The organism is Methanofastidiosum sp. (assembly GCA_020854815.1).
Lineage (GTDB): Archaea > Methanobacteriota_B > Thermococci > Methanofastidiosales > Methanofastidiosaceae > Methanofastidiosum.
Genome location: JAHKLW010000089.1, coordinates 1 through 5,179 on the forward strand (window position 1 = coordinate 1; position 5,179 = coordinate 5,179).

Sequence of the window (5,179 nt, forward strand, 5' to 3'; positions counted from 1 at the left end):
GATGATAATCTAGAGTACTTCGCACACCTTGTTGACTATATAAGAAATCCTCTTGCAATAATGAGCGGATTTACCCAAGTTGAAGTTGAAAATGAAAAAACTAGAGATAGATTTTTGAGGCAGATAGACAGGATTGAAGAACTGATAAAGCAGCTTGATCAAGGTTGGATGGATACTGAAGCCACAAGGAAATTTTTAAGGAGATATCTATAATAATATTATTTATACAAATAATACATAGTTAATCTTAGATTATCTCTTTTGAGATTTACCCCTTTACTTCTCCTGGAATTGCCAAATATTGGCTCCAAAGACCTTGATAACTGAATTAATAAATGAATTGGAATTTTTTCATTAAAACGAATTGGCCCTATCTTTTAATAGAAGTTGGGAGTCTTAAAGGATCCTTTAATGGTACAAGTGATTATTATATGTCACCTTTTCTCTGTAATTCAAACATCTTTTGCCTCATTTCGGGATTTGAATTTACAATTTCCATCATTTCCATGAACAAGTTTACTTCCTTAAGCATGCTTGGATTTTCTGCTGCTAGTTCAAAGAATTCTTTTCTCAATTCCTTACTATGTTTTTCCAACTCAAATATTTTTTCTTCTTTTAGAGGCATTCCACAACGGTAACAATACTCTGAAGTTGGCCCACAGTTTTCTTTACACCTTGGACATTGAACTGGTTTAATCTTCTCTTCTTCCTGTGAATCCTCAGTTTTAAGGCCATATACCTTGCTATAGATGGCCTTATCGATATCCCTCCCAGAGAGATGGACGTAAACTTTTGGCATTCCAGAGCCAAGCTGCCAACCTAGGTAATGACACATCTCAGATTCTGTCAGTTTTGAGGCTAGATGTGTTGCCCTGGTATGTCTTAATATATGTGGGGTAACTTTTTTCTCAATACCAGATTTTTTTACGGCCCTCTTGATAAGATTTTGATATGATTCGTAAAACATGGGTTTGCCAAAGTTTTTGTTTCCTGTCCCTACAAATAATGATTCGTTTGGGCGAGGATTTGGATGCAACTGAATCCAGTTTTTTATGTAAGGTTCTGCCATTACGAATGGTACAAGTCTCTCCCCTGTTTTACCTCTTACTTTTGCTTTGCCTCCGTAGTTGTTAAAAGTCAAGTCTTTGAAGGTAATTGAAGCAAGTTCTCCAACTCTAAGGCCACCGTCATAAAGAAGAGCGATAGCAGCTTTATCTCTAGGGTGAATTGCAGATTCAATTAACAGAAGCACTTCATCTTTTGTTAGTACATCAGGCTTTTTTGGATGTTTTCGTTCACCTTTCAGAGACTGCAAGCCCTCCCACTCATCGCCTTTTAACCATTTGAAAAATTTTCTTAATGTTCTTCTGTATTCATTTTTAGAGGATTCAGATATGTCTTCTATTTCTACCTTCTCAAGGACTTCAATAATATCTTTTGAGTTCCATTCAGCGAAATCTTTGTCTTTGTATCTGGTACAAATCATTCTAAGGTCGACCATGTAACGAAGTGTCCTTAGTAGTCCAATTCGGCTTGCTATGAGAAAACTTTTAAATTCCTTAATGTAATTAATATTAATGTCAGATATAGAAGATTTTAATAAGCGCTCTTCTTCTTTGAGGATGATTCTTTTTTCCTTATATATTCCCATAAATAGAGGATAATAAACCACGATTTATACGTTTTCTAACTGCATTTGCATTAAAAAAAGTGGCCCGGCGACCGCACTTCTTTTTTAACAAATTAAGCCTTCATTTTCTTCAATTACACCCCTTCTTTTAAGAAAAGGGTAGATCTGTTCAATTCCGGTGATATATTTCTTTAGATATTTCTTAAGTTCATGATAATAAATTGTAATTACTTTTTTACCAGAAGATTGAAGCTCTTTAACATATCGTTTGAAAAGATAAGTCCCTTTTTTATCAAAATCAGTTAATACTATGATTTCTTTCTCTGGGATATTGTCAATGACATCAAAAATATTATGTTGAGAAACGGCAATAATCTTATTTTTTATTCCAAGATTTACCAATGATTGAATATCATTTTGACCTTCAACTAGGATTACTCCTTCTTCTTCCCTTAGTTTATTTAAGATAACGATGGTATTTTCAAGATCTTCTTTAAGAGACATAATATAACTAATATATAATTTGATTATAATCTTTATCGAAATATTAATCAAGATTTTCAATTAAATTAAAGAATAACTAATAGAGATTAATATACTTAAGATTTCTTTCATTAAATTATTAGAAAGACATATAAATAATCATAATTACTAAGTTTTATGAAATATGTATCAGTTTTTTTAATGATATTACTATTTAACATTCCTTTTTTTATGGCTCAAGAGCTTATCTTAGATGAATATCCAAATAATCCAGTTTTTGATCCTGCTACCAGAGCATATTATCCAACAGTGATATTTGACATAAACAAATTTAGCGGACATGGGGCCTCTGCATATTATAAGATGTGGTATAGTGACGGGAGTGGTGGAACATATTTAACGCAATCTGAAGATGGTATAAACTGGACAAATATTAATGTAAATTCAGGCCTTACAAATTCTCATCACTGCCATGTTGTATACTTCCCGATAGGATTTACTGGAACAAACTCTGGCCTTAATCCTTCTTCAAATGTTATGCACTATAGAGTATGGTACTGGGACACTAGCCAACTTTACAGTATTAATTCCATAAGATATGCCGAATCGTCAAATGGGGTTACCTGGTACAATGACCAGTCTATACAGCAAGTAGGAAACTCAGTTGTTTCGGGTAGCTGGCCAGATTGGAATAGGGGTTCATATGGCCCTATAGATGTATTTTACAATCCCTCTGGATCGAATATTATTGATGATACAAATATCTGGGGTAATAAGTTTGTAATGTACTATGATGGAACAACAGGCGGTGTTGAAGAAATTGGCCTTGCCTATTCTACTAATGGCATTCTATGGAAAGGTTATGGAAGAGTTCTAGAAAGAGGAGGAGGTAGTACGTGGGATAGTGACTACATCTCTTACGGCACAATTGTTAAAATAGACGATACGTGGCATATGTGGTATTCTGGATCAGGTTATAGTGGAGGGGCGAATGAAGGGATAGGCCATGCTACATCTCAAGATGGCCTCAACTGGCAAAGAGATCCAAATAATCCTATATTCTACAAAGATGACGGGACCCTATGGAGGAATAGCAGAACTTACACTCCATCCGTTATTTATGATCCAAATGGTTTTGAAACTGGAAGTTGTCCAAATTTGAAGATGTGGTTTACTGGAAGAACAGGAGATAATTACACAATTGGATATGCATATGGATGCGTTCCTCAAGCTTCTTCAAAAATACTTAGTCCAACTATGTTTTACAACGTGAAAGTTGTTGAGGTATTTAATCCTACATCAAATATACACTATATTGGTGGGGGAGGCTTCACTCAAGGCGCAGTATTAACTCAAAATGTTGATAACGTTATACAGATAGGAGTCCAGAATAGAGGTATTCTAAAGGCAAAAAATGTTTCAATTGTAGTTGAAGATAGTCCTTCATGTTTAGAAGTGGATATCAAACAATCAAAGGCAGACATATTTTCAAAGTCAACACATTACTTTGATATTACTATCAATCCAAAATGTGAGAAAGGGAATTATAAGATAATATTTCTAGTTCAAGGCACTAATATATCCCAAATAGAAGAATTTGAATTTTCTGTTGAATAAATTAATTTATAATTTACTTCTAAGAATAGGTTAGTAGGTATCTAGAAATTAAATAAAATAGAATTATTATTTTTTGAGCATGTTTGATAGTACGTTAGTGTATAAGGCCAGAATAGTTTCAAAGTCTTCTTCTTTAACATTTTCGGGGACTAGTGAGTTAGCAGCGACTATTTTTAGTACCAATGACTTTAACATTGCTTTACGAATATCTTCTATCTCAGCGGGGGTAAGATCATAGTTTACTTCTTTTGCTGCAATTCTGATTCCTTCCCTATCACTCTCTGCGATCTCTTCAGGTGATGGCTCTCCCTGAATAACTACATTATCGATGTCATCTTCTTCCATTGCCTCACCAATGAAACCTAATACCAAAAAGTTTATTAATCTTTCTATTTTGACCTTTGTGCTGCCCTCGTAGTTTAGCCGGATAAAATATTGGCCTGCGGAGCCGAAGCCCTGGGTTCGAATCCCGGCGAGGGCGCTTATAAATTAAAGTTCAACTTCTGTACCAATTCCATTCTTTTTAGATTCACTATATGCTAGTTCAGCGGTAATTATGTCTTCAAGAGAAAATCCAACAGATTTGAAAAGTGTAATATCAAGATTAGATCTAGAAATTCTCTTTAGGATTACATCAGATATCTCTCGAATATCTTCTTTATTGATTAATCCATTTTGTAAAGGAATTACAATATCTCCAGGTTCAGAAGTTGCACCTTCAAGAGTATCAACAAATATCTTCGACCTTAATACTAGGCCTTCAGGTATCTCTTGCATTGTTTTTTTATATGCCCCAATTGCATTGATATGAGTTCCTTCTTTGACAGAACGAGAGTTAAAAATGGGGGTCGTAGATGTTGTTGCTGTAATCACAATATCTGAACTAGATACCACTTCATTTCCATTTTTGCACAAAACTATATCATCAAGATTATTATAAATATTTAGTCTTTGGGTAAATGAGTTAAGAGAATATTCTAGTTTATCAAAAGCATATACTTTTTCTATTTCAAAATGAGATAAATGAGCTTCGCATGTCATTAGACCTATCTTACCAGTCCCAATAATTCCTAGAGTTTTAGGATCTTTTTTTGCTAGATACTTTGAGGCTAATAAAGAAGTTACTGCAGTTCTGATATATGTTAGATACGTTCCATTCATGACGCAAAGTGGGGCCCCATCTTTTAGTGAAACCAAAACATATATACCTCTGGTGTAGGGAAGTCTATTAGAAGGATTATTTTCGCATAATGATACAATTTTAACTCCTGACTTGTCTAAAAAAGAAGAAGGCATGAACAACACTGTTGTTTTATTTTCATCAGAATCAATTGCTGTTCTAAGGGGAAATTTTCCTTTTCTCATGTATGCGACAAATCCGGATTCTAGTGCTTTTAAGACATTTTTATAATTAAGAACAGATCTAAGATCATTTTCAGAAAGTATTAA

The 5,179-nt window shown here is 34.0% G+C and carries 6 protein-coding genes and 1 tRNA gene; 3 read left to right on the forward strand and 4 right to left on the reverse strand.

Going from position 1 to position 5,179, the window contains the following annotated elements; genetic code table 11:
• On the forward strand, window positions 1-213 hold a 213-nt coding region (locus tag KO464_10335; GenBank protein ID MCC7573758.1), incomplete at its 5' end, for a histidine kinase.
• 214 nt (window positions 214-427) lie between these two features.
• On the opposite strand, the gene KO464_10340 is transcribed toward KO464_10335, so the two are convergent.
• Window positions 428-1,651: a tyrosine-type recombinase/integrase gene (locus KO464_10340; GenBank protein ID MCC7573759.1), complete on the reverse strand. Its 1,224-nt coding sequence runs from the start codon at window positions 1,649-1,651 to the stop codon at window positions 428-430.
• A gap of 84 nt (window positions 1,652-1,735) precedes the next feature.
• Window positions 1,736-2,134, reverse strand: a complete 399-nt coding sequence (locus KO464_10345; GenBank protein ID MCC7573760.1) for a toprim domain-containing protein — start codon at window positions 2,132-2,134, stop codon at window positions 1,736-1,738.
• A 156-nt stretch (window positions 2,135-2,290) separates the two neighbouring features.
• Between KO464_10345 and KO464_10350 the strand changes: the two genes are divergently transcribed.
• Window positions 2,291-3,730 (forward strand): hypothetical protein, encoded by a 1,440-nt coding sequence (locus KO464_10350; protein MCC7573761.1) that lies wholly within the window; start codon window positions 2,291-2,293, stop codon window positions 3,728-3,730.
• 66 nt (window positions 3,731-3,796) lie between these two features.
• Here KO464_10350 and KO464_10355 read toward each other — a convergent pair whose 3' ends face one another.
• Entirely contained in the window at window positions 3,797-4,102 is a 306-nt protein-coding gene (locus KO464_10355; protein MCC7573762.1) for a hypothetical protein, read from the reverse strand.
• 36 nt (window positions 4,103-4,138) lie between these two features.
• Between KO464_10355 and KO464_10360 the strand changes: the two genes are divergently transcribed.
• Window positions 4,139-4,211: transfer RNA gene (locus KO464_10360), tRNA-Arg, on the forward strand.
• A gap of 8 nt (window positions 4,212-4,219) precedes the next feature.
• On the opposite strand, the gene KO464_10365 is transcribed toward KO464_10360, so the two are convergent.
• On the reverse strand, window positions 4,220-5,179 hold a 960-nt coding region (locus KO464_10365; GenBank protein ID MCC7573763.1), incomplete at its 5' end, for a hypothetical protein.

Coding starts and splice junctions, on each gene's coding strand:
- KO464_10350 (MCC7573761.1), top strand. CDS start 2,291: ATGAAATATGTATCAGTTTTTTTAATGATATTACTATTTAACATTCCT.
- KO464_10340 (MCC7573759.1), bottom strand. CDS start 1,651: ATGGGAATATATAAGGAAAAAAGAATCATCCTCAAAGAAGAAGAGCGC.
- KO464_10345 (MCC7573760.1), bottom strand. CDS start 2,134: ATGTCTCTTAAAGAAGATCTTGAAAATACCATCGTTATCTTAAATAAA.